The organism is Microbacterium sp. BE35, from assembly GCF_031457705.1.
Taxonomy (GTDB): domain Bacteria; phylum Actinomycetota; class Actinomycetes; order Actinomycetales; family Microbacteriaceae; genus Microbacterium; species Microbacterium trichothecenolyticum.
Window position 1 is genome coordinate 80,231 of record NZ_JAVDXD010000003.1, and the last position, 25,211, is coordinate 105,441.

A 25,211-nucleotide genomic window follows, 5' to 3' on the forward strand; every position below is an offset into this window, starting at 1 on the left:
CGGAGAAATGCCATGGCCTGCATCCGCCAACGTCGGTGGGTGACGATGAACAGATGGAGAAGCTCGCCGTGCTCGATGCGCTCGGCCTCGACGAGGCCCACACCGCGGTCTACCGATTCGTGCTGCAGCAGCCGTCAGCGTCGACCGCGGAGATCGGGTCGGGCCTCAGTATTTCTCTGCCGCGCACGCGACCGATCGTCGCCGAGCTGGAACGCCTCGGCCTGCTCGCCCGCCAGGCCGCGCGCAGCGACCGGTTCGTGGCTTCGCCGCCTTCGATCTCGCTGCGCCCCCTGCTGCTCGAGCGCGAGCGCGGGCTCACCCGCGCCCACGAGGCCCTCGTCGAACTCAGCGACCTCTACCGTCGTTCGGCCGAGCAGCGCAGCGTGGCTGACGTTGTGGATGTCGTGATCGGCGACGACGCCGTGCGCCAGCGCGTCGCGCAGCTGCAGGCGGCTTCCGTCGAGCAGGTGCGCGTGCTCGTGCTGCACGAAGTCGCGCTGCTGAGCGGCGAGGAGAACATCGAGGAGGACCGCGCGCTCGCGCGCGGCGTGCGGTATCGCGTGATCGTCGAGAATGCAGTGCTCGAACGCCCGGGCTTCCTCGACGCGGCCCGCGAGATGGCCCAGATCGGCGAGGAGATCCGGGTGCTGCCCACGCTGCCCACGCGGATGTTCATCGCAGACGACCAGATGGCGCTCGTGCCCATGCACTCGCAGGCCGAGGATCAGGGATTCGGGGCGCTCCTCATCCATCCCAGCGGCCTGCTCGACCTCGTGACCTCGATCTTCGAGGAGTACTGGCGGGCCGCCACCGAGTTCCTGCCGATCGCCGCCGTCCCGACCGCCGACGCCGTCGACACCGACCTCCTCCGCCTGCTCCTTCTCGGCGTGACGGATGCTGCCGCCGCCGCGCAGCTCGGCATCTCGTTGCGTACCGTCCAGCGCCGGGTATCCGACCTGATGGAGACGGCAGGCGTCACCACGCGCATGCAGCTGGGGGCTGAGGCCGTGCGGCGGAACTGGGTGTGACGCGTCCGCTACCAGCCGTGAGTGTTGAACCACTCGGCGCGACGCCGGGCCTCGGCATCCGTCTCGCCCTCGTCTGCGGTGTCGTGCCTGATCAGGCGACCCGCGTCGTCGAGCGGGACGAACCGCAGGCACACCGGGCACAGCGCGCGGCCGCCGGGGAAGCCGTCGGCGAGGGTGGCTGCTGGCTCGCCGGGTTCGCCAGAGCCGGGGCACTGCGTGGGGTCTGCTCCGGCATCCGTCCACATGATCGTGCGGTGGCGGTGCAGTCCGGCATGCCCGAGGGGGCGCGTGCAGCGACGTCCGTCGTTGCGGCTGCGGCAGAATCTCACGACCTCGCTCACGGGCGTGCCTGCGGGACGTGGCGCGGCACCCATCGCACGAAGGCGAGGGCGCCGACGAGACCGATCGCACCCATGATCGCGGTCGCGACGGAGAGGGACGCGACGGCGGCGATGACCGACACGAGCAGGGGTGCGACCGCGCCGCCCGCGTCGGTCAGGGTCCGCCACGAGCCGAGGAAGGGTGCGGGGTCGGCCTTCGGTGCGACGTCGGCGCCGAGGGTGAGCAGAATGCCGCTCGACAGGCCGTTGCCGACGCCCAGCACCGCCGCGAACATCGCGAACCACATCGCCGCCTGGGGGAGATCGTGCGTGAACGCGAGGGCGACGAAGCCCGCACCCATCAGGATCATGGCCGGCAGGGCGGCCCACAGCCGCCCGAAGCGATCCATGACCTGTCCGCTCGCGTAGAAGAGGGCGAAGTCGATCGCGCCCGAGATCCCGACCACGAGGGCGATCGTCTGCGCGTCGAGGCCGATCGACACACCCCACAGCGGCAGAACGACCTGGCGCGCCGAACGGACGGCGGAGAGGGATGCCGCGGCCAGGCCGAGCGTCGACAGCACGCGGCGGTGCCGCCACATCGTGCGGAACACGCCGGTTCCGGGACCGGTGCCGGAGGTCTCCCGCCGTGGAAGGCGGATGGAACCGGTGACCGGCTCGCCCGTGTCTTCGGTGTCGACGGACGCGTCGCGCAGCGCTTGCTCCTCCGGCATGAGGAATCGCTTCTCGGGGTCGGGGCCGAGGAGCACCAGGAGCACCGTGGCCACGAGGCATCCGCCGAAGAACCAGATCGTGGCGCGCTCGTCGCCGAACAGGGCGAGAAGTCCGGCCGCGACGAACGGGCCGACGAACATGCCGAGGCGGAACGTGCCGCCCAGCAGCGACAGTGCGCGAGCGCGGAACGACAGGGGGACACGGGTCGTCATGAACGAATGGCGGGCCAGGCCGAAGGCCGCGGCGCAGAAGCCGATGAGGAAGACCGCGAGGGCGAAGATGCCGAGCGACGGCGCGAACGCCATGCCCACCACCCCGCCGAGTGAGATCACCCCGGCGATCACCATGGTCAGCCGCTCGCCGACACGGGCGACCGCCCAGCCCGCGGGGATGTTGCCGCAGAGCTGCCCCACGACGAGCGCGGAAGCGACGAGGGCAGCGGTGGCGACATCCGCGCCGAGTTGTGCGGCGATGACGGGGATCAGCGGGATGACGGCGCCTTCGCCGAGCGCGAACAGCACGGTGGGGCCGTAGACCATCGGCCCGAACCGCCACAGCACGTCACGAGCGGTGGGGGAGCCTGTGTGATCGGTCATCGCTTCCACGTTAGTCTGGAGTGTCATGCTCGACTTCGATCCCTCCGCCGACATCCAGGCCCTGCGTTCCACGTTCGCCGACATCAAGGCCGTGGTCGACGTCGAGGCACTCAACGCCGACATCGCCCGACTCAGCGAGGAGGCCGGCGCCCCCAATCTGTGGGATGACGTCGAGAAGGCGCAGAAGGTCACCAGCGCCCTCAGCCACCGCCAGGCCGAGCTCAAGCGCGTCACCGACGTCGAGCAGCGCCTCGACGATCTCGATGTGCTCGTCGAACTCGCCAACGAGATGGACGACGAAGACTCCGCCGAAGAGGCGCGCCACGAGATCGCCGAGCTGGAGGACATCGTCAGCCAGCTCGAGGTGCAGACGCTCCTCGACGGCGAGTACGACGAGCGCTCCGCGGTCGTGACGATCCGCTCCGGCGCGGGCGGCGACGATGCCACGGACTTCGCCGAGATGCTGATGCGCATGTACCTGCGCTGGGCCGAGCGTCACAAGTACCCCGTCAAGGTCATGGACACCTCGTACGCGGAGGGCGCCGGGATCAAGTCGGCGACGTTCGAGATCGACGCACCGTACGCGTACGGCACGCTCTCGGTCGAGGCCGGCACGCACCGGCTCGCGCGGATCAGCCCGTTCGGCTCCGCCGACAAGCGACAGACGAGCTTCGCCGCCGTCGAGGTGATCCCGGTGATGGAAGAGGCCGTCGAGGTCGACATCCCCGAGAACGACCTGCGCGTCGACGTCTTCCGCTCGTCGGGCCCGGGTGGTCAGTCGGTCAACACCACCGACTCCGCGGTGCGTCTGACCCACATCCCCAGTGGCATCGTGGTGTCGATGCAGAACGAGAAGTCGCAGATCCAGAACCGCGCCGCAGCCATGCGCGTGCTGCAGACCCGCCTGCTCCTGCTGCAGCGCGAGAAGGAGGCGGCGAAGAAGAAGGAGCTCGCCGGCACCATCACCGCGAGCTGGGGCGACCAGATGCGCTCGTACTTCCTCTACGGTCAGCAGCTCGTCAAGGACCTCCGCACCGGCCACGAGGTGGGCAACCCGGCGATCGTCTTCGACGGCGACCTCGACGGCTTCATCTCCGCCGGCATCCGCTGGCGCAAGCGCAAGGACGACGACGACTGATCCGGCCCGCACTCGTCAGACCGATGCGCAAACGACGAGTGTCGCTGAACCGGGGCGGGTGGCGTCCGCATAGGCTCGTTAGGCCATGATCCGGTTCGAGAACGTCACGAAGCGCTTTCGCGGCACTTCCAAACCCGCCCTGAGCGATGTCGATTTCGAGGTGCTGCGCGGGGAGTTCGTCTTCCTCGTCGGCGCATCGGGCTCCGGCAAGTCATCCTGCCTCCGCCTGATCCTCCGCGAGGAGACGCCGTCCGAAGGGCGTGTGGTCGTCCTCGGGCGCGACCTGCGCACGTTGTCGAACCGCAAGGTCCCGTACTTCCGCCGCCATGTCGGCGCGGTCTTCCAGGACTTCCGGCTGCTGCCCACCAAGACCGTGTTCCAGAACGTCGCGTTCACGCTGCAGGTCATCGGATCGTCGCGCGGCTTCATCCAGCAGGCGGTCCCCGAGGTGCTGGCACTCGTCGGCCTCGCCGGCAAGGAGAAGCGGTTCCCGCACGAGCTGTCGGGCGGTGAGCAGCAGCGTGTCGCGATCGCCCGTGCACTGGTGAATCGGCCCCAGATCCTGCTCGCGGATGAGCCGACCGGAAACCTCGACCCTGCGACATCCATCGACATCATGCAGCTGCTCGCGCGCATCAACGCGGGCGGCACCACCGTCGTGATGGCCACCCATGAGGCAGGCTTCGTGGACCAGATGCAGCGCCGCGTCATCGAACTGCGCCACGGTGAGATCATCCGCGACGAGCGGCACGGCGGGTACGGCGACCGGTCCAGCCTGCCGAGCCTCGCGCCGGAGCCGGAGCGCGGCGCCGCCGCTGTCGCCGCGCTGACCGCGGTGCTCGAAGTTCAGCGCGAAGCCGCGATCGCAGCGGCTGCGGGCCTCGACCCGACGGCCGTGCAGGACGACGACGAAGCCGTCGGTGCGGAACCGGGCGCAGCGTCGCCGGCCGCCGGTGTCGCGGCGGCTGCGGCCGCCGCAGCCGCCGCGGTCGCGGTCACGGCGGCGGAGGCCCAGCAGGCGGAGGGCCTTGCACAGGCCCTCGAAGAGCCGGTCGTCGAAGATGCGCCCGCGGCCGAGGCGTCCGCTCCCGCGAAGCCCACCCACACGCAGCCGATCCCGCTCGTCGACGCCGTCGAGCTGCAGGTCGAGGAGCTCGGTCTCGCCGATCGGCTCGGCCTCGGCACCACCGATCCCGACGACGAAGTGGGGCCCACCTCATGAGGTTCGGACTCATCATGTCGGAGGCGTTCACCGGCCTCCGGCGCAACGTCTCGATGGTCGTCTCGGTGGTGCTGGTCACCTTCGTGTCGCTCACGTTCGTCGGTGCGGCGATCCTCATGCAGATGCAGATCGGCACGATGCGCGACTTCTGGGTCGAGCGCGCGCAGGTCGCGGTGTACATGTGCACCAGCATCTCGACGCCGGCGACGTGCTCGAACGGCGAGGCGTCGCCCGAGCAGGTCGAAGAGGTGCGCGCGAAGCTGGAGGGCAGCGCGCTGGCGCCCCTCATCCGCGACCTGACGTTCCTCGACCACCAGCAGGCGTACGACGAGCTGCTGCAGATCGCCGGCGAAGAGAACGCGAGCATGATCACGCCCGAGCAGGTGAACGAGACCTTCCGCATCACGCTCGTCGACCCCGAGCAGTCGGACGTCATCATCGAGGCCTTCAGCGGCATGCAGGGGGTCGAGCTGGTGAAGGACCAGATGCAGTACCTCGACCCGCTGTTCTCCGCCCTGACCATCGCGACGTACATCGCGGTCGGCATCGCTGTGCTGATGCTGATCGCCGCGGTGCTGCTGATCGCCACGACCATCCGCCTCTCCGCCTTCGCGCGAAGGCGGGAGCTCGGCATCATGCGCCTGGTCGGGGCATCCAATCGCTTCATTCAGACGCCCTTCATCCTCGAGGGCGTGATCGCGGCGCTGCTCGGGTCGATCCTCGCGAGCGCGGCCGTCATCGCCGGCGTGCACTTCGGCGTCAACAACTACCTGCGCAACCGCGTCGACTTCGTCACGACGTGGGTCGGCATGGCGGATGCGTGGCTGGTGGTGCCCGTCCTGATCCTCGTCGGCGTGGTGCTCGCTGCGCTGTCGGCGAGCTTCGCGATCCGCAGGTGGCTGCGCGCGTGATCATCGGCCCTGTCGCAGGGGTAGACTGACAGGCTGCCGTCCGCCCCTTCGACAGGCTCAGGGGCCAGCGGGTCGGCATCAGCGAGGAGACATCATGCCCAGGGAACGCGGGGAGAAGGTCGTGGCGACCAATCGTCGCGCGCGCCACGAGTACGCGATCGAGAAGACGTACGAGGCCGGCCTCGTGCTGACCGGCACCGAGGTGAAGTCGCTGCGCGAAGGCCGCGCGAACCTCTCGGACGGCTACGCGTACATCGACAACGGCGAGGCGTACCTCGACGCGGTGCACATCCCGGAGTACTCGCAGGGGCACTGGACGAATCACTCGTCCAAGCGCACGCGCAAGCTGCTCCTCCACAAGGAGGAGATCGTCAAGCTCTCGCACGCCATCTCGGCGGGCGGCTACACCCTGATCCCGCTGAAGCTGTACTTCTCGGACGGCCGCGCCAAGGTCGAGATCGCCGTCGCCAAGGGCAAGCGCGAATTCGAGAAGCGCCAGACGATCCGCGAGCGCGAAGACAAGCGCGAAGCCGAGCGCGCGATGCGCTCCCGCAACCGCCTCGGCGAGTAGAGCCTCAGCTCACAGCTTCCGCAGGATCCGCGCCGTGCGCGGCCCGGTCGCTGAACGCCGTCTTCGGGACGAAGCACAGCAGGATGGCGGCGGCCAGTGCGGTCACGCCGCACACCACCCACACCGTGACGTAGCCCGAGAACGATCCCGCCGTGCCCTCGGTCGCCGCACCGGTCGCGCCGTGCAGCAGCGCGATGCCGAACACGCACGACGCGATGGCGCCGCCGACGGTCTTGACCGAGTTCGTGAGACCTGTCGCGACACCGGTCTGAGTGGGCGGAGCAGCGGATGCCGCGGCCGCCGGCAGCGCCGCGACCAGGGCTCCCGAGCCGAGGCCCACGATCACCATGTTCACGATCACCTGCGTGTAGGTGTCGTGGAACGGCAGGAACATGAGGAACCCGATGCCGACGAGCGTCGCCGCGCCGATGAGAGTCAGCCGGGGCGCGGTGAGCCGGGCGATGAGCGGGAACAGCAGGGCGCCTGTGATCATCGCGATGAGGTAGACGCCGATGATGAGCGAGGTCTGGAAGCCGGTCGTGCCCAGGCCGTATCCGTACACCGACGGGTCGGTGCGGGCGAAGGTCGACAGCGGGGCCTGCGCGCCGAGCACGCTCACTCCGAACAGGCCGGCCGTGAGGAACACCGGCCCGAGCGCAGGGGAGCGGAACATCCGCACATCGATGAGCGGGTCGTCGTGGCGCAGCTCCCACAGCGCGAAGGGCACTACGAGCAGCACCCCGAGAGCCGTGACGAGCCAGGCGATCGGATCTGCCGGGCCGTTGAGGCGCAGCAGACTGAGGCCGCCCGTGAAGGCGACGAGTGCGAGGGAGATGAGCACCAGACCGACGTTGTCGAGGCGGCCGCCGGTGGGCTCGGGCGACTCCTTGACTCCGAACAGGATCACGAAGAAGCACGCGACGACGAGCAGGGCCGGCACCAGAAGCACGATCCACAGCGGCAGGCTGTCGATGAGCATGCCGCCCACGAGGGCGCCGGTGATGGCGCCCGTCTCGAGCGCCGCCACGAGGAATCCGGCGGCTCGTGCCGTGATCGTCGCACGGCCCTCCATGCGCCGTGAGCGCGACCAGATCAGCGCGATCTCTAGAGGCAGCCACACCACGTAGAACCCCTGGATGGCCCACGCCGCGAGGAAGACGCCGAACGAGTCGGTGAACGGCAGGACGAGGGATGCCGCGGCCGTGATCGCCGTCGAGATCACCAGCATCCGCTTGTGCCCGACCATGTCGCCGAGCTTCGCGAATGCGGGCACGACGAGCGCCGAGAGCATGAGCTGCGTGCCCTCGAGCCAATTGACGTCGGCGTCGTGCACCCCGAGGTGGCGGGCGATGTCGGTGAGCATGGGCGTGTAGAAGCCTTGGATCACGCCGCTCGTGAACTCGACGAACGCGAGGAAGCCGACGACTCCCGCGAGCGCGCCGATGGTGACGCGTGAGGACACGGCGCTGCCCGTCATCGGTGCTCCTTCGCTCGGGCCCCAGACCCGGTCACTGCTGCGCTCCGCCCCCTGGGCATGCCGAAGGGCGGGTGCGAATCACTCTAAACGCTGGAGAAGGGTGCGATGGAACAGCTCGCCCCGCTCGAGCGCTGAGATCTCGACACGCTCGTCGACCCCGTGGATCGAGGCGCGCTGCGCCTTGCTCATCTCGAGTGGCGCGAAGCGGTAGACCGCCGGCGAGAAGCGGTGGAAATGTCGCGAGTCGGTGGCCGCCATCATCACGTACGGCACGGTCGCAGCGCCCGGGTGCGAAACCTTCACCGCGTCGGTGATGAGCGCGAACTGCGCATTCTCCGTCGACGACTCCGGCGAGGGCCCGTCGCCTTCGAGCACCTCGACCTTCACATGCCGGTCGGCGACCCGTTTGCGGACCCGCTTCACGGTGCTTCCGACCGACTCGCCCAGCGCGATGCGCAGGTTGAGCGTCGCCGTCGCCTGCGAGGGGAGGACGTTCGCGGCCGTTCCGCCGGACTGCATGGTGGCGGCGACGGTCGTACGCACGAGCGCCGCGGGCTCGCCGCCCATCGCGGTGAAGGCGCGCGCGGTGAGCCAGGGTGCCCTCGACAGCAGCCGATAGAGTGCGCGAGAGATGCCGCCCGTCCGGGTCGCGAAGAGTTCGAGCATGCGCGTGACCGCCGCGGGTGTGCGTGCGGGGAACGTCTCGGGCGACAGTCGCTCGACGGCGCGCGCGATGCGCCGGACTGCGGTGCGGGCAGGAGGAGCGGACGCGTGCCCGCCTTCGCCGCGGGCGCTCAGGCGGAGCGTCAGCACGCCCTTCTCGCCCACGCCCACCATGGCCGCAGTTCCGCGGACGAAGGGCAGCGGCGCGTCGACGACGGCGCCACCCTCGTCCAGCACGAGCCACGGCTCGACGCCGCGATCCCGGAGCGTCTCGGCGATGGTGCGGGCGGCACCGCCGAAGGTCTCCTCGTCGCCCCCGAAAGACAGGTACACGTCGCGCGCCGGTGTGAAGCCCGAGGCGAGCAGGTTCTCGACGGCATCCATGACGACGACGAGCGGTCCCTTGTCGTCGAGCGAGCCGCGGCCGTACACCCAGCCGCGATCGACGCGCCCCTCGAACGGCGGGTGGGTCCAGGCGTCGCTCTCGTCGACCGGGACGACGTCGAAGTGGGCCATCAAGACGGTGGGCCGCTCCGCGATGCGTCCGCGCCACCGGTACAGGATCCCCAGCTCGCCGATGCGCTCGCGCTCGAGATGCTCGTGGACGAGCGGGTAGAGCTCGATGAGCAGGTCGGCGAACGCATCGAACGGCCCTTGCCCGCGCTCACTCCGCTCTGCCGAGACAGTGGGCAGCTGGATCATGCGCGACAGTCGTTCGGCGATGCCCGCGCGGGGCGCGACGTCGGCAGGGCTCATCGGGCGGCGAACCGGGCCTCGACGGCCGCCGAGATCACGATGTCCTCGGGCTGGAGCTGCACGGCGGGCCCCCCACCCGCGCCGTCCGAGGCGAACGAAGCCTTCGCCATCAGCATGCGCGGTGCCGGTGCCATCTCGGGGCCGGCCTGCTGCGTCAGCAGTCCCACATCAGCGAGCTCGACAGCGGTGACAGCGGCGAGTCCGAGTGCCCCGGCGTACGCGGTCGCGCGCGCAACGGCCACTCCCACCGCCTGCGTCGCGACCTCCCGTTCCACGGATGCCCTGGTCTCGAGTGTGAGCTTCCACTCGATCCAGCCGAGCTGCACGCCCTCGCGCTCCGCCACCTCGCCGGCCCACCAGGACAGCACCGCGAAGTCGGTGAACGTGACGGAGAAGTCGACGGTCGCGTAGTGCACCGGTGCCAGGCGCTTGCCCTCGTTGTTCCAGGGACGCTCCGACCACACCGACACGCGCTGGCTCGTCCACTCGCTGACGGTGCCCGCGGACTTCCGCGAGGCGAGGTCGTCGCGCACCGGCTCGGTGAGCGCGGCCATGCGCTCGACGACGGCTCCGCGCTCGGGTCCTTCGGCGCGGATGGTCAGGTGCGCGATCGCGCGCTCGGGGGCGATGCGGGTCTCGTGCTCCCCGCGGACGGTGATGACGACGTCGCTCATGCTCAGACCCTAACCCGTGACCGGTGGGTCACTCCGGGAAGATCTGCCCGACCGGGAGGCGCTTCTCGGCCTGGAACGCATCCTCCGTCCGTCCGTATGCCCAGTACGCCGACAGCGACAGGTCGGCCCGCGCGACGCCGCGCTCGAGCAGGAGCGGCCGCAGCGACTTCATCGCGCCCCGCTCGCCGTGTGCGAAGACCTGCACCCGGCCGGCGGGCCAGTCGGCGGCACCCACTGCCGCGACGAGCCGGGCGCCGGGAGCGTCGTGGTCCTCGTCGACCCACTGGACGACGGCGCCCGACGGCACCTCGACCCGGTGTGCCGGCGAACGCGTCTCGATGATCGTCGTGACGGCCGTTCCCGCGGGCAGCGACTCGAGCGCGGACCAGATCGCCGGGATCGCCGACTCGTCGCCGACCAGCACGTGGTGATCCGCGGTGAGGTCGGGCGAATAGCCTCCTCCGGGGGAGGACATCGTCAGCCGATCGCCCGGCTTCGCGTTCGCGGCCCACGGCCCGGCGATGCCGGTGTCGCCGTGCACGACGAAGTCGATGTCGATGGTCCCGACTGCGGCATCCACGCGCCGGATCGTGTAGGTGCGGATCGTCGGCAGTTCGTCGAACGGCACCGTCTCGCGCAGCGTGGCGAGATCGTAGGGCGGCTCGAGCGCGCTGCCTGCCGGAGGGAAGTACAGCTTCGCGTACTTGTCCGTCTCGGGCCTGTCGGCGAAGTCGGCGAACTCGTCGCCCGCCAGCGTCACCCGCACGAGATCGGGCGAGAGCCAGGTGCTCCCGGTCACGAAGAGGGTGGTCTGCGGGCGCGCGGCACGAGGTGAGGTCACCCTTACATGCTAGGCAACGGATGCTGCACCCCGGCCGGAGCTGGCCAGGAATGGCGGGGAGGGCGCATCCGTTGTATCCTGATGTGCTCGGATGCTTCGGCGCCCGAGTAATGGCAACTCCACAGTGTGACAGCGGCCCTTCGCGAGAAGGACACCTCGAAAGAGGAAGCGGGGATGATCGGTTTCGACATCGCCTGTGAATCTGCGAGAAGCGGGCCGAGGATGCAGGGTTATCTCGTGAACGCTCCCTGCGAACCAATAACTGCCGAAAAGAAGCAGTCCGACTTCGCCCTCGCTGCCTGAGCAGCGAGCCCGAGTCCGTCAATCCGTGACTGATCCCGTCACGGGTATTGGCGTCATCTAGGGATCTTGCTGCGTGACGTCGCCTGAGCGTCACGCGGGACTCTTTTCAGGATGGGCTTGTCGACTTAGGTGTCTGTGACAAAGGTCGGAGCCGAGTAGAACGCTCGCACAGACTGCGCCCGGAGAATCCGCAGTATCCCAGCGATGGACGGGGGTTCGATTCCCCCCATCTCCACGAACCGCTGTCACAGAAGAGGGTCAGAAACCCGCGGAATCACGCGGATTTCTGGCCCTTTTCGTTTCGTTGGCTCCGGCGCCGATTCGCGATTTGCCCACAATTTGCCCACAGTTTCGGGGCTCGACCTCGGATCTGCCCACAACTCATGCCTGAATGATCCGGCAGACATCAGCCGCGAGCGCACCCTGATTGAGTCGCGCGGCGACGTCGGCGAGATCGTCCTCGAAGAGATCGGCGTAGGTGTCGAGCGTCATCGCGGCGGACTTGTGGCCGAGCATCCGCTGCACCGCCTTGACGTTCGCGCCCGACGAGATCGCGAGGCTCGCCGCCGTGTGTCGCAGGTCGTGAGGTGTGAGTCGCTCGACGCCGGACCGCTCGAGCGCCGCGGCGAACCAGGAGGTCGTGCCGACACTCGTCTTCGCCCGCCGCAGGTGGTTGCCGTCGGCATCGGTGAACACGAGGTCGTCCGGGCCCTTGCCGGCGCACATCTCCCGGAGCGGTGCCTCGAGGAACTCGGGGAACGGGACGATCCGTCGCTCCCAGTTCTTCGGCGCTCCGACGACGATGCGGCCTTCGACCTCGACGGCCGCACGATTGACCTGGATACGATGGCGGTCGAAGTTGATGTCGCGCACGTGCATGCCGATCGCCTCGCTCCAGCGGAGCCCGCAATACGAGAGAACGAGGATGAGCGTTCGGTAGGTCGACGTGCTGGCAGCCTCGGCGAGCTGGACCACCTCGGCGTGCGTCAGATACCGCCGCGGCTTCTCGGATCGCTTCGCTGGCAGGTTTTGCGCGCCGCGGGCGACGTTGCGCGCGATGCGTCCGTCGCGGACCGCGGTGTCGAGGATTCCGGCGAGCACGCCGAGCGCGCGGTAGACGACAGTCGCCGAGCGAGGCTTTCCTGTAACTCCGCTGCTCTTCGTCCGATTGGTCGCCGCATTACCTTCGGAGAGCTCGCGGATCCACTGCTCGACCTGGGATGCGCGGATGTCGCCGATGCGCGTGTCTTCCCACCGCGGTCGCACGTACACGCGCCAGGACGTCTCAAGCGAGCTGTACGACGATGCCTTGAGCGAGTGCCGCTTGTTGCGCATCCACTCGGTGCCGAGATCGCCGACCGTCGCTCGTGCCGCGGCCGGATCGGTGTAGGAACCGTCGGTGCGGGCAACTTCCGTACGGGCGAGGAAGATCTCGGCGTCGCGCTTCGTGCGGAATCCGCGCTTTTCGACCTGACGATGAGTGCTGTCGTCGCGCCAACGAACTCGATAGCGGCGTCCGGCCGCTGCCTGATAGCTCGCGATGCTTCCCATGCTGACCTCGCTGTCAGGCTAGCTCAGGGTGCGGACACACGGGGCGTGGCTTTGTCGCTCATGACGGTCGCTCAGCGCGCCGGTCTCGGACGACGACGGTTGCCTGTCAGCCCGAACTCACCAGGGCGTGCCGCGTAGGTCGATGTCGCCAACTGGCCAGTCGACCGTCCTAGTCGGGAAGATCAGGAGCGGACTGTCGGGGGACACCACCGTCGCCTGCGGATCCTGCATCGACATATGGCGCTCGACGGCCCGAATCCGCAGCCAGCCTGCGCGCTCATAGAACGGGACGACTTCCTCCCGGCAGCCGAGGTAACCGAACTCGATGCGCGCGTCCTTGCCCATCTCCTGTTGCGCGCACATCATGAGGCGCCGACCCAGACCTCTGCCCCGAGCGACCTCGTCTACCAAGACGCCCCCAGTGCCGGCTACGCTGACTTCCGCTTCGCCGACGCTGATCGTCCGGACCTGGAACCCGATGTGGCCGACCAACGCAGAGTCCACGAAGGCGAGGGTGTGCACATCGGCGGGCGAGTAGCCGTAGGGCCGATCCGGATCCCACGCGCCGTACTCCGTTAGGTACTCGCTGTCGAACAACCTATGCAGCGCGGCACGCAGTGGGCCGGTCAATGCGCGATGCGTGACGACGCGAAACTCCTCGGGCATCCGGCAAGCCTAAGCGCGCGTCGTCTGCCGAGATGGTGCGGAAGAGGGTCCACGTGAGGGCGACGCGCGCTTGAGGCACCTGACGTGCCGGCCAGCGTGCGTGCGGTTGCGGGTCCCAGCCGTGCAGATCAACCGACGAACGCAGATCGCCATGCGCGGATGATCTCTGCCGCTGCGTCAACGTCGGCTTCGTGCGAATTGCTGGCGAGGAGCAGCGGTTCCCGCCCGTCGACAAGCGACAGTTGCAAGGAGTGCTCGACGTCCCTGTTCATGAGCATCCGCAACAGAGCGCTGGACCAGAATGTGAGGACTACCGGGTTGACGGAGACGATCTGGTGCCTCGGGTACCGCCGGGTCCACAGATAACCGCGAGCGATCAAGTGGGTAGGCGTCAACTCGACGCCGTGGAGAGCGCTTCGCAACACGATCCCCACCAGTCCGCTCGCAACCGCAGTCAGGCCTAGGGCCATCGGCAGACCCACCCACGGGCTGGCGGGAATGCCTGGGTTCCAGCCCAGCGCTGTCGGAATGGCGAACGGCACGAAGACAACCAGAAGACCGCAGACAGGGGCGGCGAGCATGTTCCACATTCGGAACCGGCGACCTAGCGGCCACACCATCAGCCGCTTGGCCTCGAATGGTCCCGACCGGAGTGCGAGGACCCCGCGGGGCGGCAGCAAGATCAATGCCACAGCTCCGGCCCACAAGATCAAGAGACCAGCGGAGAGAGGGATGTCCAGGCCGAACTGGTAGTCGTCGTCGTCGACGCCCCACACCAACATCGAGCGAACGATCAGAACTGCGCCGGCGGCCATGCCGACGAGCATGATTGCAGGCGACCATGCGAGCAACCGCCAGTACGAACGTGGCGAGAGAGGACTGTCGTTGCGGCGCACCCGAATTCTCTTCGTCACCGAAAGATGATAATTCCGAGTCGAGGATCCGCGCGTTCGTCGGCCGGCGAGAGGCCAGTGCGCGGTTTAGACGCGTGGTGTGCCGGCCGGAGTTCGTTCGGTTGTGGGTCCCTTATCGAGTGCTCCTCCATGGGCGCAACCAATTTGCCAAACTCTGGCTGGTAACTCGGTTCGTGGCAGACGGGGACTGTATCGATTGACTCTGTCGGACCGGGCTCGGACTCCCGTCAGCGATGAGCCGCGAGCCGCGAACGTGTCTGGTGTCGTCGGACCAACAGGGCTACGGTGGCAACCGGACAGCTGGGTCACTGGGCGGCATCGCGACGGTGCGGTGTCAGCGAACTGGGAGGTGTGTCCGATGCGACGAACACTTGTCGTTCTAGCCGTTCTGATCATGTCTCTGGCGGTTGCGGGACCCGCGGCGGCTGCGCCCGGCGACACAATATCGGACCCCATCCCCATCACCGGGACACTTCCGGTGGCGATCCCAGTCGACAACACGGGGGCAACCGGCCAGGCATGGAACGACTGCTGGGATCCGTTCCCCAATGCTATCTACTACTCCTTTACGGCTACCCAGCCTGTCTTCGTGACTATCGCCGACAATCCGGCTCTGAAGCTGGTTCACGCGGTGTACCGCGCGGATGGGACGTACCTCAGAGATAGCTTCTGCACCGCCAACCCCAGCTATCTGCTCGCGGGGGAGTATCTGATTGCAGTTGCGTCGTTCCCCCAGGTGGGCGACTACGTCACCGGCAGTGGGACTCTTTCGATCACCGCTGCGCCACCGCCTGTGGAGGCGTTGAACTTCACCGTCACCGGCACAACTGTCAACACAAAGACTGGATACGCGCGCGCCACATTCGAGTTCGACTGCAACATCGCGTCTACCTACCACCTGTATCCGAATCTGACCCAAAAGGTGCCGAAGAGCGGTGTGATCAACAAGGCGGAAGACTTCCAGGCCGGTTCCTGTACGCCTGGGGTTCGTGTGCGGCAGACCGCGGTCTTCGTCGGAGTTTTCGCGTTCAAGACTGGGACTGCTGTCGTGAACGCCGAACTAGACCTGTACGCCTCTGAGAATCCCACGGGCGACTTCGAGTTCATGCACGATCAGATCGTGAAGCTCTCCAACTCACACACGTGAGGCGATGAGACGGCCGCGACGGCGGCGAAGTCATCACATGTTCCCAGCCGGCCGACCGCCCACGGTCAAGACTCCTGCGGACGTCACCAAGGCACGTGGCCCGGTCCATCAGCGCGCAAGCCGGTCGGCCACCGCACGCATGCCGGGTCGACCAGCGGCCGGCAAGATCGCGACTATTGGCCGAATTGAGTCTCCCTGTGCGGCGCGCCCGAGCGATCGTAGGTGGTCCAGACTCCGATCTGGCGACCGCGATCAAACGACCCGCTGCGCATGACGCTCCCGTCGAGTCGGAACCACTCCCAAATAGCCATGCATCTCGTCGTCGAGCATCTGACCGCACGCTCGCACGCTCCCGTCCTTGTCGAGCTCTTGGTGCCGTGTGGGCTCGGTCATCCGACCATGTTCGCTGAGGAAGGCGACAGCAACTCGCTCACGCGCGCGCGCTGGATTCGAACTGAAGGGCTCTACTCTTCGGCTGCCGAGTTTCGAAGCACGGCGCGCTTCGCATCACGGAACTCTTCGTCGGTGAGGGCGCCGGCCGAGTGTAGTTCGGACAGCTCGCGCAAGGAAGTCACGAGTGAATCGGGCAGCGATTGAATCTCAGGTTCGTCGACCGCTTGAGCGGCCCTGGCGTCGGCGATCGTGTTTCGCAGCGTCTCGACAGCCTGGTCTCGGGCCGCCCTGGCGGCATCGGCAAATTCGCGTGCGCCGTAGCAGCGAACCTTCAGGACCAGTTCCGGAGTCGAGATCGCAACGATATTGGTCATGAAGGCGGGGATGACGTCCACGCCTGTCACGAGCGCCAGCGGGACCTCCACGTCGAGGCTTCCCGACTGGACCGCTCGATTCATCGCGTTGGGAGCGAAACTCACCGCCTCCGGTGTGAGTGTTACTCGACCGCCGACCCATAGCCCGCCCCACGCCGCACGGAAGACGGAGATGACTGGTCTGACGGCGGGCATGACGAGGTCAGATCCGAAGGCGGAGATTAGCTCATCCACCCCTGGCGCGAGCGAAATCTGAACGTCCTCGATCAGCGCATTGGCCATCTTCGTTGCGAGCACATCGCCGTGCATGAACGCATTGTGGCCTGATTGCGCGCTTCGGTCCATACTCGCTCGAAGCCCAACCACCGCACACTCGAGCATCCGAACCGTCGTGCCAGGCGGAGGTCGCCCCGTCTGCTCGGCCGAGGGTGCGGCTGCGAACGAGCGCTCGTAAACCGGTGGCGTGCGGATGCCGGTCCCCGAGCGCACGACGGACCGCCGCTCAGCTTGCGATGCAGGGGTGGTGCTCAGCTCTCGAGTCGCGCTGGTCCTCGGAGCCCGGTATTCCCCAGTGGGTAAGGCTGGTCGCGGCGGGTCGAGTGCCGACCAGTACGGTGAGCGTATGCGGTGTCGCCCAGCCTTAGCAGTCGGCTCATTGTTCCTCGCCTTCGCCCTGACCAGCTGTGCGACTCCGGTGGCCGGCGCAGCGCCTGCCCCGCCCTACCTGATCAGCGCGCCCACCGAAACGCCGGACCCTGCCGCGCCTTCAGACAGCGAGATCACGGCGGCACGCGAGCAGGCACAGATCTGGCTCGACGCTGCCAACCTCCCGCCCGGGGCCATCCGCTCCGAGGAGACCATTGGCGGCTTCACTTCCTACACCGGGTGGCCGTGCGGCCCAGTAGAGGAACTCGAAGCGTTCTGGACCATCCCCGGCGCAACCGTCAGCGACACGGCCAACTGGCTACGGGAGCACCCGACCGCGGACCTCATCACCACGGCCTTCGCCCCCGTAACCGATGACCCTGCGATCGATTCCGCGATGATCGGATACATCCCTGCCCCTGACTCGCAGGAAGGGATTGTCTACACGATCGCGAGGAAGGGCGATGGCGTCGCCGTGAGAGCCGAGATCGCAGCTCAGACCGAATCCGCCGTCTGCCCGCCCCTCCCCGACGGCGGGATGTACGGAGCGCCGGGACAGGGCTAACGCGCCGAGAACTCGTCCGCTCCGAAGCCGGTCGACGAGCGGGCAGCCAGGGCCTCAGGTGTGTTGGCGGCGCGCTGGGCCATCAAGGGCAGGACGCGGTCTCGAGGATCGGAAGGCCGAAACCGGGACCGCCGGGATACGAGATGCCGATCTCTCCGCCGCTGGCTTGGACCGAAGCCGTCCCGGTGGAGAACGGCATGCCGAAGTCATCGGCCAAGTACTCGCGCACCTTCACCATCTGGATGCCCTCGCGTACGCCTACGAAGTTGCCGACCCCGCCGAACCGCTCGACCGCCACGTACCCCGTCTCGCATCCACCAAGCTGGATCGGAACAAGCGCGGTTGCGGTAAGGGGAAGCAAGACCATCGCGAGCACCAGGATCAGGCCCGCTCCCACGCTGCTGGGGATTGCGACAATCAACCACCAGCGGCTCGACGACACGTTCCATAGAAGGACGACGAACGCGACGACCACGGCCATGCCGGCGACAAGACCGATCTGGAAACCGGAGGCATCGCCGAGCAGAAGCAAGGACGTCGACGACTCGGCAGCAGCCCAGCTGAAGACCGCGATCGGGAAGCACACGAGAAGCATGATGCAGGAGAGAAGCAGGAGCATCTTCTGCCTAGCGACGCGCGGTACAGGCGTCGCCTCCGCGACTAGAAGATCCCCGAACTCGTTCACGTTTACAGTGTGGGGCTCTCAGCGGCGGGACGCCCGAGAATCGGACGAGAGTTCCGAACGAGGCTGCGAGAAGCTCACATGTGAAGCGCGGGCACCGCGGTCCGCAAGCGCGCGAGTCGCGGCCTCGTCGGGCTTACGGCCGGTATTCGTCCCTGCGCGGTGGAAAGGGCTCTGGCGGGAGCATCGTCTGTGCAGTCATCTGCTCAGGTGGTTTGAGCACCGAGAGAAAGAAGCCAAGCGCCTTCACGAACGTGCTGCCGATCACCGCGGCTACCCGCCAGGCGAGGGAACGATCGCGATCGGTCATGTCGCAAGCATCCAACAGTAGGGTGTCGACCGTCCAGCGGTTTGAGGTCGGACAAGTGCGTATGCCGGTCCGCCTGGGTGGGTCAGGCGCCCGGTCGTTGGCGACCCGCGGTTGTGTCGGTCTGGATTAACTGCTGAATCGCGCCGTCGTTGGTCACCAACCGCACCAACTCGTCGCTTGCCGTGGGCTCGGATACGAAGACGCGTTCGCTGTTGCGATTGCCTCTCTCGCTGTAGAACACATGCCAACCGTCGGGTTCCTCGACGAGGCAGTAGGTCTCGTTCCTCTCGCCGCCAACGATATATACCGACTCGGGCACTCCTAGCTCCCGAAGTCGCGACTCAACCTCCATCACCGCAACATACACATGCAGATCCGCTGCGCGCGGCTGGCGGTCGGCCGCACCTTTGCGGGTCGCTGAGCGAAGCGCGAGTTGGGCTTCAGCTGGAGCGATAGATGTCCACGCTGCCGGTACGCACCCGAGTAGCGAGCACGAGGGCGAGGATCCCGAGGCCAAGAGTCCGCGACAAGAATCCGACGGTACCGAGGAGGACGGCGATCTCGGCGTACACCTGCGTGCCGGCAGAGCCCGCAGCGGAGAAGAGAATCTGCGCAATGACGCCGGCAGCGGCCGAAGCGATCAGCGCCCACAGGGGTGCCCAATTCCAAGGGCGCGGAACCACTCGGGCACGCGCAATCTGCACGGACGCGAGCAGTGACGCTGCGAGCGAAACCAGGAGGTTCACGAAGAACACTGCCGTGAGCACGTTCTCGGCTTCGCGATAGGCAGCCATGCCCGCTTCGAACGTCGCGGCATCCATTGTCGGCAGGAACGGCTGCACAGCTCCGGTCATCAACGGCCAAAGCGCGGCAACCGCGAGTGCGATGACCCCGAGTGGCCGGCGAGCCACGACGCTCGCTTCACGCGAGAGTCCGACCGCGAACAGCAGGACAGCGGCGGCGAAGACGACATCGAGCACGATCCCGGTGGCCTGCGCGATCCCGAACAGGGAATACTGCAGCATCCCCATCACCCCGCACACGATGAGGCCGATGCCACCGATCATCCAGGTCAGACGCCGCTGTCGCATTCTCCGACCATAGTCGGCGGAGCCGACGGGACGTTGCTTCGATCATACGGTTCGACCGCAACGACCGAGCGCTCGAGAAGGGTCCCCTTTCGCGCAGCTGAGCGCCGGACATCGGTGACCGGGCAGGACGGCTCGGTACGACTCGAGCAGCGCTGTGCGAGGATCAACCGGAGACCGCAAGGAGATCATGTGACGCGTATGCAGCCTGCTCGCAGCATCGCAGCCAGCGCGGTCGTCGTCGGCGCTCTCGCACTGTCAGGCTGTTCTGCACAGAACTATGCGTGGGGTCTCGTGGAAGGTGACGTGATAGGCACCTGGTCAAACCCCGGAGCGATCGGCACCGAGCTTGAGATCTCCGCGGACGGCACATTCCAGGCGACATCCTGGCCTAGCAACCTGAACTGCGTCGGTCCCATGCCAGAGGACGCGCAAGCCATGCATGACAGTCCCACCAAGAACCTCACCGGCACATGGTCATTCGACGCAGGCGACCATGATGATTCCTCCTCCTACAACATCCTCGCCAGCCTGACATTGAATGTTGATCACGGGTGCGATCCGGACTCGGACAACCCAATGGCGTACTTCACTACGTCGAGATCTGGTGTTCTCAGCATCTGCTTCCCGCTGGATGTTGACCCCGACAGCTTCACCTCCACACGAACGCTCGGGTTCCTCGAGGTACCCGATGACCCAGGGTCCGACAACGAGATGTGCCGCGTGCACGGCTGATACCGTGCATGCCCTGCTCGCCAGACCGCAGGCGGGTCGTTGACTGCGCCGGCCGGTCTACTCCCTGAACCGAAGATCTCGACGAGCGAGCTCCTCGGTCAGAATCCGTACTGCTTTGGGGCCGACACCGTGTATTTCCAACAGTTCCGTGGGTGTGCGGGAGACGAGCTGGTCATACTTGGTGATGCCATTCACCGCGAGTTCTCGACGCGCGACCTTGCCCAGCGATGATGGAAACTCGGATTCGACGGTCATCGCCGTGAGCATACCGGCGACCACCGCAGCAACTCGTGGTGCGCAACCCGGGTGGTGTGGCGGGGCGGGGCGCGTCAGGGTGTCCGAGTGGATCTTCGCTGCCGGGCGGTTTCCGGCGGGGTGCTGTCTTCGGCAGTAGTGAAAGCGGTGTCACGAGGTGCGGCTGCGATCACGCCGACGGCCTCAAGGGCGAGGACGACGAGACTGCCGTGCGGCCAGTAGCCGAGGGCGATGGTGCCGACCACGAGGATCAGAAACGTCATTCCGAGGACGGAGCGGACACCGATTCCCCATCGAGGACCGGCGGTGGCAGCTGCCGCAATCCCGCTTACTCCGACGCCGAGGAGTGCGTAGGCCTCCCACCCCCACAGGAAATGGAGCGGGGCGGCCACCGGGGTGTTCAGGTAGCTGAGTGCGGTGAGCGGCGCGCCGAGGATGATGAGCCAGGCCATCAGGATGCCACCCCACCGGGCACGGTGCAGGTCGGGGAACAGAGCAGCGCCGACGGCGAGGAACGAGAGACTCGAGAGGGCGCCGAAGGTGATGTATGGGTCTGCGGCCCACTGCCGCGCCCAGACGTACATCGGTTGGTCGAACAGCCAGGCCCACTGAGTGACGCCCCAGACGGTCGCCGGTAGCGGCAGCAGCAGTGCGGCCCACAGGCCACCGAGTGCGGCGAGGACGATCCTCCAGGGCCTCGATCGGTCGGTGCGGGAGTCACGCGGTCCTGCGCTCATGCGCTGATTGCACCACTGAATCGCAGCCGGCGCCATATGCGACCGACGTGACCGATCTGGGTCCGCCCGCGGGCGGCGTGGTTCAGGCGCCGTCAGGCTCGTGCGAGAGGGTGAGAGCTGTGGTGACGGTTGCTGTGTTCCCGGTCAGCGCGACGACAGCGACGTACGACATCTGCTTGATGTCGCATTCGCGGACGGTGACGGTCGGCACGTCCGTCATGTGAGGCTGGTAGCCCGCGCGCCAGTAGTCGGGGTCGGCTGCCGCAAAACCAGGCATCACTTCCAGGAGATCGGCGAGGCGCTCATGCATCTCGTGAAGGTCGGCGGAATCCACCAGCTGAACAGGGACGGTCTTATCGCGGCCGAACATCGCATGAGCTGCGAAACGAACCGACAGCGGTCCGTGGTCAGCGCACACCTCACTCACCGTGCGGGCGAGTCTGTCGCCGTGCTCCGTGACTGAGAAGTTCGACACCAGCGTGACGTGCGCCGGCCACTCGCGACGGTCAAAGCTCGTGCCGGCGCCGACTGGGCGAAAGAGCGCAACCACGACGAAGAGTTGCTGCGCTGCGACCTTCTCCACGGACCCAGTGTTCCCGACCGGCCTCGGAATGTCGTGCGTTTGCCCTTCCTCAACCGCGCGACGAGGGAAGCGGGGCCACCCGCGCGGGTCGTGGAGTTAGGGCGACGGGTCGGTCGAACTTGATTGCATCGACCAACGCCCCATCATCAAGGGGCGAGCGAGTGGCGTGGTTGAGGTGGCCCTAACCCGCAGGCCGTCACCGTGCCCTAGCGGGAACGCCGTTTTCGTCGTCAACGGCACCTGTGCGTTCAGACCTGGCGCTTGCATGTGAGGCCAGGGGTTGGGATTGTCGTGTGGTGGGCAAGCCGAACATCCTCTTCTTCCACGTCGACAACCTCGGTTTCGGCGAGCTCAGCTGCTACGCGGGCGGCTCGTTCCGCGGGGCGACCACAGAGCGGATCGACCTGTTCGCGGGCGAGGGGTTCCGGCTGACGAACTACGCACCTGAGTCGCAGTGCACGCCGACCCGATCGGCGCTGCTGACCGGGAGGTACTCGGTCCGGTCCGGCACCCATAGCGTGCCGCTGGGCGCACCGGACGGGTGGGGACTGGTGGCGTGGGAGCGGACGCTGGGGGATGTGCTGACGGACGCCGGATACGCCTGCGCAGCGTACGGCAAGTGGCACGTCGGTGAGGGGCCGGGCCGTTGGCCGACCGACCACGGGTTCCGGGAGTGGGCGGGTCCGCCCCGCACGTACGACGAAGCGCTGTGGCCCGACGACCCCTGGTATCAGCCCGGCCGTGACCCGGTCAGCCGCATGGTCACCATCAATCAAGGGGACACCGACGTCACCGAGGGGAAGCAGCTGACCCTCGACGTGCGCCGCGACGTCGACCTCGACTTCCTCGAGCGCGCCGAGGCGTTCATTCGCGCACAGGTGGACGCCGACAACCCCTTCTTCGTCTACTTCAACCACTCCCTGATGCACATGCCGGTGATCCCTCGAGAGGAGTTCCGCGGCCGCAGCGGCAACGGCGAGTGGGCGGACGCGCTCCTGCAACTGGACGCCGACTTCGGCCGACTGCTCGACCTCATCGACAGCCTCGGGGCCACGGACGACACGATCGTCGTGTTCGCCGGCGACAACGGCCCGGAAGAAGTCCTCTCCTGGCGCGGCACGTCCGGGTACTGGCAGGGCTCCTACTTCGCCGGCGGTGAGGGGAACCACCGCACGCCGTGCATCGTGCGGTGGCCCGACCGGATCGCCCCGGGCACTACCTCCAACGAGATCATGCACGTCACCGACTGGTTCCCCACATTGCTCACCGCCGCCGGCACTGACACCCCGCAAGATCGGGTCATCGACGGTGTCGACCAGCTGCCATGGCTGACCGGCAACGCCGAGGAATCAGCCCGGGACGGCTTCCCCTACTGGATGGGAGCGGAGCTGTACGGCGTGAAATGGCGCGACTTCAAGCTCGTCCTCAAGTCCCAGAAATACTCCACCGACCCCGTCGGCACCCTCGCCTCGCCACACCTGATCAACCTCGTCACCGACCCGCAAGAACGGGAGGCGTTCAACGTCCGCTACCTGCACTCCTGGGTCGCCACCCACATGAACCGCATCCTCGGCGCCTTTCACGCCTCCGTGCAACGCGAACCACTGATCCCCGCAGGCGCACCACTGAACCACACACCCCACATGATCTCCGGGAGCCCCGAAACGTAGCCCGCTGCGATCGCGATCCTTGTCGGGGGTTGCACGGCAGTGGGGCCTCGTGTGCGCGGATCTGCGGTGTGGCGCCGCTGTCGCTGCGCTTCTGCCGGATCGGTGGGGACTGTTCACGATCGGTCCGAGCGTCAGAGGGTCGATTCAGGAGAGCTCGAGATCGGCGCGACCGATGCGGTTTTCACCGATGGAGCGGTGGTTATCGTCGCGACGGACGCCGGGACTGCTCAGCAGTTCTCAGAACTGTTCACCCCGTACGGATAGCGGTCCCTCAGCGCGCGCGTTCGTTTCCTGTACCAATAGTTCGCGCGTGAGGGATCCCTATTCGCGCACTGCACGGGCGTGGGACCGCTGCGTGCGTTCGAGGCCACCTCAGATGTGCTCCGGGATCTGAGGGGATCCCCGGCCGAGATAACGCCAATGGGTTCACTCCGTCTGTCCGGTCACTCGAATGCACGAGAGACCTCACGGCGCACCAGCAGATTCGCGGTCGGCGTGCTCAGGATCCGTGCGCGCCTTTCCGGCATACCTGCCCCGCGGGTGATTCAACACGCCGTGAGGGATCTAGCAATGTCGCAGCCCGGTGGCATTCTGGCAACATGACGACCGGGGAAGTAACCGTGGAGATTCTCTCCCTCCAGGACATCAACGAGCGTCATCGCGAGCTCCTCAACGATGTCGGCGTTTCGATGTCAGAGTTGCGCGACAGGGCGCACGCGTACGAACTCACAATTGACGAACTCGAAGTTCTCCGCGAACTCGAGCGTCTTGAGTTCCTTGCTGGCCGCTGACTACAGCGGGTGGATGCGCTCGAAGAGGAAGCGAATAGCTTCGCGCTCGACTTGATGGAACGACTTGCTCGGGTCTTGCCCCTCGGCGACCTCGGGTTCACATCCATCGCGGCGAAGCAGGCCGATGGCAGCGCTCGCATGTCAGTCGCGTCGGCCGCTCGTGGCGGCATTGAGCTACAGATCGACCAGACTCCGCGGCTGCAGCTTGCGGTGGACTATGAACTGGTCATGAGCCCGACCTCGCAGCGCGCGACGGTCCTGCGCTCGGCTTTTCGCGTTCGGCCATGGCAGGTCGCGCGCCCCCTCTTCACGGTGGACTACATCCGTGACGCCAGCTCGAACATCCCTGCAGCGCACTACAATGTGCACTTTGACCACGACGCGGTAACTGATCAACTCCTACGGGCTGGCGCGTCACGCCGAGGCAAGGTGCACAAGAAGAAGGCGACCGCCGGTTCCCAGCCACGGCTTGCAGATCTGCACTTTCCAGTGGGTGGGCATCGTTTCCGTCCCTGCCTCGAAGACGTGATTGACATGCTGTGGGCCGAGTTCGGCATTGACATGCGGCCCACCGCACGAGGAGCTATTGAGGAAGGGCGTGCGCGCTGGCGCGAGATGCAGTTGCGCGCCGCGGTGAGCGACTATCCGGCGGCTGCCATCGAGGAGCTCCGGGAGCTCGGTTACGAGGTCGCTTGGATCCGACCGGGAGTGCCGGAACCGGACACTCGACGGGACCGAATCCACGCGATGTAGCTGATCTCCAGATTGGGTCGCCTCGGGGGCGATTGCAGGCGGGCGCGAGGTCGATCCTCGTACGGGCGATATCACCCGACTGCTGCGGCATCATGGTGCTCGTGACCGACCCCGGAT

General features: G+C 67.0%; 28 protein-coding genes and 1 other RNA gene. 12 read left to right on the forward strand and 17 right to left on the reverse strand.

All coding sequences use genetic code 11. From position 1 onward, the window contains the following. Positions 1-53 precede the first annotated feature (53 nt). The gene (locus J2Y46_RS11660) at positions 54-1,028 is read left to right on the forward strand and encodes a transcriptional regulator TrmB (RefSeq protein ID WP_245619499.1); all 975 of its coding nucleotides are present in this window, start codon (positions 54-56) and stop codon (positions 1,026-1,028) included. An 8-nt stretch (positions 1,029-1,036) separates the two neighbouring features. Here the strand turns inward: J2Y46_RS11660 and J2Y46_RS11665 are convergent, their stop codons facing one another. After that, positions 1,037-1,369 (reverse strand): hypothetical protein, encoded by a 333-nt coding sequence (locus J2Y46_RS11665; protein WP_310242472.1) that lies wholly within the window; start codon positions 1,367-1,369, stop codon positions 1,037-1,039. After that, positions 1,366-2,679 carry an MFS transporter gene (locus tag J2Y46_RS11670; RefSeq protein WP_310242474.1) on the reverse strand — a complete coding sequence of 438 codons (1,314 nt, stop codon included), beginning with the start codon at positions 2,677-2,679 and terminating at the stop codon, positions 1,366-1,368. The genes J2Y46_RS11665 and J2Y46_RS11670 overlap by 4 nt, the downstream gene beginning before the upstream one ends. Before the next feature lie 25 nt (positions 2,680-2,704). Here J2Y46_RS11670 and prfB point away from each other — a divergent pair, with 25 nt between their 5' ends. The 4 genes from prfB (at position 2,705) to smpB (ending at position 6,521) form a co-directional block, all read left to right on the forward strand. Beyond that, positions 2,705-3,817: a peptide chain release factor 2 gene (gene prfB / locus J2Y46_RS11675; protein WP_045296898.1), complete on the forward strand. Its 1,113-nt coding sequence runs from the start codon at positions 2,705-2,707 to the stop codon at positions 3,815-3,817. 85 nt (positions 3,818-3,902) lie between these two features. Then, the gene (ftsE, locus tag J2Y46_RS11680; RefSeq protein WP_045296899.1) at positions 3,903-5,039 is read left to right on the forward strand and encodes a cell division ATP-binding protein FtsE; all 1,137 of its coding nucleotides are present in this window, start codon (positions 3,903-3,905) and stop codon (positions 5,037-5,039) included. Next, positions 5,036-5,950: a permease-like cell division protein FtsX gene (ftsX, locus tag J2Y46_RS11685; RefSeq protein ID WP_045296900.1), complete on the forward strand. Its 915-nt coding sequence runs from the start codon at positions 5,036-5,038 to the stop codon at positions 5,948-5,950. The genes ftsE and ftsX overlap by 4 nt, the downstream gene beginning before the upstream one ends. Positions 5,951-6,044: 94 nt before the next feature. Next, positions 6,045-6,521, forward strand: coding sequence for an SsrA-binding protein SmpB (gene smpB / locus J2Y46_RS11690; RefSeq protein WP_045296901.1), 477 nt, complete (start codon positions 6,045-6,047; stop codon positions 6,519-6,521). A 4-nt stretch (positions 6,522-6,525) separates the two neighbouring features. Here smpB and J2Y46_RS11695 read toward each other — a convergent pair whose 3' ends face one another. The 4 genes from J2Y46_RS11695 to J2Y46_RS11710 form a co-directional block, all read right to left on the reverse strand. Beyond that, complete coding sequence (locus J2Y46_RS11695; RefSeq protein ID WP_310242477.1) at positions 6,526-7,998, reverse strand: MFS transporter; 1,473 nt, start codon at positions 7,996-7,998, stop codon at positions 6,526-6,528. Between the two features lie 78 nt (positions 7,999-8,076). Then, positions 8,077-9,417, reverse strand: a complete 1,341-nt coding sequence (locus tag J2Y46_RS11700; protein WP_310242478.1) for a M20/M25/M40 family metallo-hydrolase — start codon at positions 9,415-9,417, stop codon at positions 8,077-8,079. Then, a complete protein-coding gene (locus J2Y46_RS11705; RefSeq protein ID WP_045296906.1) occupies positions 9,414-10,091 on the reverse strand; it encodes an SIMPL domain-containing protein in 678 nt (225 codons plus the stop codon). The genes J2Y46_RS11700 and J2Y46_RS11705 overlap by 4 nt, the downstream gene beginning before the upstream one ends. A gap of 28 nt (positions 10,092-10,119) precedes the next feature. Next, the gene (locus J2Y46_RS11710; protein ID WP_045296907.1) at positions 10,120-10,932 is read right to left on the reverse strand and encodes a siderophore-interacting protein; all 813 of its coding nucleotides are present in this window, start codon (positions 10,930-10,932) and stop codon (positions 10,120-10,122) included. A 170-nt stretch (positions 10,933-11,102) separates the two neighbouring features. On the opposite strand from J2Y46_RS11710, the gene ssrA reads away from it, so the two are divergent. Then, positions 11,103-11,473, forward strand: a transfer-messenger RNA (tmRNA) gene (gene ssrA / locus J2Y46_RS11715). A 143-nt stretch (positions 11,474-11,616) separates the two neighbouring features. On the opposite strand, the gene J2Y46_RS11720 is transcribed toward ssrA, so the two are convergent. The 3 genes from J2Y46_RS11720 to J2Y46_RS11730 all read right to left on the reverse strand — a co-directional run bounded on the left by J2Y46_RS11720 (position 11,617) and on the right by J2Y46_RS11730 (position 14,366). Further along, positions 11,617-12,786, reverse strand: a complete 1,170-nt coding sequence (locus tag J2Y46_RS11720; RefSeq protein ID WP_310242481.1) for a tyrosine-type recombinase/integrase — start codon at positions 12,784-12,786, stop codon at positions 11,617-11,619. A 117-nt stretch (positions 12,787-12,903) separates the two neighbouring features. Next, on the reverse strand, positions 12,904-13,452 hold the full coding sequence (locus tag J2Y46_RS11725) for a GNAT family N-acetyltransferase (protein WP_310242483.1): 549 nt from the start codon (positions 13,450-13,452) through the stop codon (positions 12,904-12,906). 128 nt (positions 13,453-13,580) lie between these two features. Then, positions 13,581-14,366: a hypothetical protein gene (locus J2Y46_RS11730; RefSeq protein WP_310242485.1), complete on the reverse strand. Its 786-nt coding sequence runs from the start codon at positions 14,364-14,366 to the stop codon at positions 13,581-13,583. Positions 14,367-14,724: 358 nt separating this feature from the next. Between J2Y46_RS11730 and J2Y46_RS11735 the strand changes: the two genes are divergently transcribed. Then, positions 14,725-15,513 carry a hypothetical protein gene (locus tag J2Y46_RS11735; protein WP_310242487.1) on the forward strand — a complete coding sequence of 263 codons (789 nt, stop codon included), beginning with the start codon at positions 14,725-14,727 and terminating at the stop codon, positions 15,511-15,513. A gap of 464 nt (positions 15,514-15,977) precedes the next feature. Here J2Y46_RS11735 and J2Y46_RS11740 read toward each other — a convergent pair whose 3' ends face one another. Beyond that, positions 15,978-16,589, reverse strand: coding sequence for an SHOCT domain-containing protein (locus tag J2Y46_RS11740; protein ID WP_310242489.1), 612 nt, complete (start codon positions 16,587-16,589; stop codon positions 15,978-15,980). Between the two features lie 346 nt (positions 16,590-16,935). Between J2Y46_RS11740 and J2Y46_RS11745 the strand changes: the two genes are divergently transcribed. After that, entirely contained in the window at positions 16,936-17,490 is a 555-nt protein-coding gene (locus tag J2Y46_RS11745; RefSeq protein ID WP_310242490.1) for a hypothetical protein, read from the forward strand. 82 nt (positions 17,491-17,572) lie between these two features. On the opposite strand, the gene J2Y46_RS11750 is transcribed toward J2Y46_RS11745, so the two are convergent. The 4 genes from J2Y46_RS11750 to J2Y46_RS11765 form a co-directional block, all read right to left on the reverse strand. Then, positions 17,573-18,175 (reverse strand): hypothetical protein, encoded by a 603-nt coding sequence (locus tag J2Y46_RS11750; RefSeq protein ID WP_310242492.1) that lies wholly within the window; start codon positions 18,173-18,175, stop codon positions 17,573-17,575. Between the two features lie 133 nt (positions 18,176-18,308). Continuing rightward, entirely contained in the window at positions 18,309-18,482 is a 174-nt protein-coding gene (locus J2Y46_RS11755; RefSeq protein WP_310242494.1) for a hypothetical protein, read from the reverse strand. Between the two features lie 82 nt (positions 18,483-18,564). Continuing rightward, positions 18,565-18,834 carry a hypothetical protein gene (locus J2Y46_RS11760; protein WP_310242496.1) on the reverse strand — a complete coding sequence of 90 codons (270 nt, stop codon included), beginning with the start codon at positions 18,832-18,834 and terminating at the stop codon, positions 18,565-18,567. 88 nt (positions 18,835-18,922) lie between these two features. Beyond that, positions 18,923-19,573 (reverse strand): hypothetical protein, encoded by a 651-nt coding sequence (locus tag J2Y46_RS11765; RefSeq protein ID WP_310242498.1) that lies wholly within the window; start codon positions 19,571-19,573, stop codon positions 18,923-18,925. A 189-nt stretch (positions 19,574-19,762) separates the two neighbouring features. On the opposite strand from J2Y46_RS11765, the gene J2Y46_RS11770 reads away from it, so the two are divergent. Continuing rightward, positions 19,763-20,305 (forward strand): hypothetical protein, encoded by a 543-nt coding sequence (locus J2Y46_RS11770; RefSeq protein ID WP_310242499.1) that lies wholly within the window; start codon positions 19,763-19,765, stop codon positions 20,303-20,305. Positions 20,306-20,362: 57 nt separating this feature from the next. On the opposite strand, the gene J2Y46_RS11775 is transcribed toward J2Y46_RS11770, so the two are convergent. From J2Y46_RS11775 to J2Y46_RS11785, 3 genes are all read right to left on the reverse strand, one after another. Further along, positions 20,363-20,560 carry a hypothetical protein gene (locus tag J2Y46_RS11775; RefSeq protein ID WP_310242500.1) on the reverse strand — a complete coding sequence of 66 codons (198 nt, stop codon included), beginning with the start codon at positions 20,558-20,560 and terminating at the stop codon, positions 20,363-20,365. Positions 20,561-20,634: 74 nt separating this feature from the next. Continuing rightward, a complete protein-coding gene (locus J2Y46_RS11780) occupies positions 20,635-21,297 on the reverse strand; it encodes a hypothetical protein (RefSeq protein ID WP_310242501.1) in 663 nt (220 codons plus the stop codon). A gap of 82 nt (positions 21,298-21,379) precedes the next feature. After that, complete coding sequence (locus tag J2Y46_RS11785) at positions 21,380-21,880, reverse strand: 2'-5' RNA ligase family protein (RefSeq protein WP_310242503.1); 501 nt, start codon at positions 21,878-21,880, stop codon at positions 21,380-21,382. A gap of 296 nt (positions 21,881-22,176) precedes the next feature. Between J2Y46_RS11785 and J2Y46_RS11790 the strand changes: the two genes are divergently transcribed. The 3 genes from J2Y46_RS11790 to J2Y46_RS11800 all read left to right on the forward strand — a co-directional run bounded on the left by J2Y46_RS11790 (position 22,177) and on the right by J2Y46_RS11800 (position 25,094). Continuing rightward, on the forward strand, positions 22,177-23,550 hold the full coding sequence (locus J2Y46_RS11790) for a sulfatase-like hydrolase/transferase (RefSeq protein WP_310242505.1): 1,374 nt from the start codon (positions 22,177-22,179) through the stop codon (positions 23,548-23,550). Between the two features lie 599 nt (positions 23,551-24,149). Continuing rightward, entirely contained in the window at positions 24,150-24,341 is a 192-nt protein-coding gene (locus J2Y46_RS11795) for a hypothetical protein (protein ID WP_310242507.1), read from the forward strand. Between the two features lie 9 nt (positions 24,342-24,350). Next, positions 24,351-25,094, forward strand: a complete 744-nt coding sequence (locus J2Y46_RS11800; RefSeq protein WP_310242509.1) for a hypothetical protein — start codon at positions 24,351-24,353, stop codon at positions 25,092-25,094. Positions 25,095-25,211: the final 117 nt, after the last annotated feature.